The following is a 1,341-nucleotide window of genomic DNA, read 5'->3' as shown; positions in this document are numbered from 1 at the left end:
AGCACGACGACGCCAACCGCGCGCTCATGGGCTCCAACATGCAGCGCCAGGCGGTGCCGCTGCTGCGTGCGGAGTCCCCGCTGGTGGGCACCGGCATGGAGTACCGCGCCGCCACCGACGCCGGCGACGTCGTCCTCGCGGAGAAGGCGGGTGTGGTCGAGGACGTCACGGCCGACTACGTCACGGTCATGGCCGACGACGGCACGCGCACCACTCACCGGCTGCACAAGTTCCAGCGCTCCAACCAGGGCACGTGCGTCAACCAGCGGCCGATCGTCGACGAGGGCCAGCGGGTCGAGGCGCGTCAGGTCCTGGCCGATGGCCCGTCCACTGATCAGGGCGAGATGTCGCTGGGCAAGAACCTGCTCGTGGCGTACATGTCGTGGGAGGGCCACAACTACGAGGACGCCATCGTCCTCTCCCAGCGGGTGGTGCAGGACGACGTGCTGTCCTCGATCCACATCGAGGAGCACGAGGTCGACGCCCGCGACACCAAGCTGGGTCCTGAGGAGATCACCCGGGAGATCCCCAACGTCAGCGAGGAGGTCCTGGCCGACCTCGACGACCGCGGGATCATCCGGATCGGCGCCGACGTGGTCGACGGCGACATCCTGGTGGGCAAGGTGACGCCCAAGGGCGAGACCGAGCTGACCCCCGAGGAGCGGCTGCTGCGCGCGATCTTCGGCGAGAAGGCCCGGGAGGTCCGCGACACCTCCCTGAAGGTGCCGCACGGCGAGTCCGGCAAGGTCATCGGCGTGCGCGTGTTCAGCCGCGACGAGGGCGACGAGCTGCCGCCCGGTGTGAATGAGATGGTCCGCGTCTACGTGGCGCAGAAGCGCAAGATCACCGACGGCGACAAGCTGGCCGGGCGCCACGGCAACAAGGGCGTCATCGCCAAGATCCTGCCGCCGGAGGACATGCCGTTCATGGAGGACGGCACGCCGGTCGACATGGTCCTGAACCCGCTGGGTGTTCCGGGGCGGATGAACGTCGGCCAGATCCTGGAGATCCACCTGGGCTGGCTGGCCAAGAACGGGTGGAAGGTCGACGGGGCCGAGGAGGAGTGGCAGAAGTCGCTCCAGGCCATCGGTGCCACGGATGTGCCGCCGGACTCCCGCGTGGCCACGCCGGTCTTCGATGGCCTGCGGGGCGACGAACTCAGCGGGCTCATCACGTCGGTCCGCCCCGACAAGGACGGCAACACCCTCATCGATGAGCACGGCAAGGCGCGGTTGTTCGACGGTCGTACCGGTGAGCCGTTCGCGGAGCCGATCGCGGTGGGCTACACCTACTTCCTGAAGCTGCACCACCTGGTGGACGACAAGATCCACGCGCGTTCCA

The 1,341-nt window shown here is 68.5% G+C and carries 1 pseudogene; it reads left to right on the top strand.

The annotated features are described in order from the left end of the window. Positions 1-1,341 (top strand): annotated as a pseudogene (locus ACFO4E_RS30025) (DNA-directed RNA polymerase subunit beta); the annotation flags it as partial.

The sequence above is a fragment of the Nocardiopsis mangrovi genome (assembly GCF_042653925.1).
Taxonomy (GTDB): domain Bacteria; phylum Actinomycetota; class Actinomycetes; order Streptosporangiales; family Streptosporangiaceae; genus Nocardiopsis_B; species Nocardiopsis_B mangrovi.
This window is presented reverse-complemented; position numbering and strand designations above follow the sequence as displayed.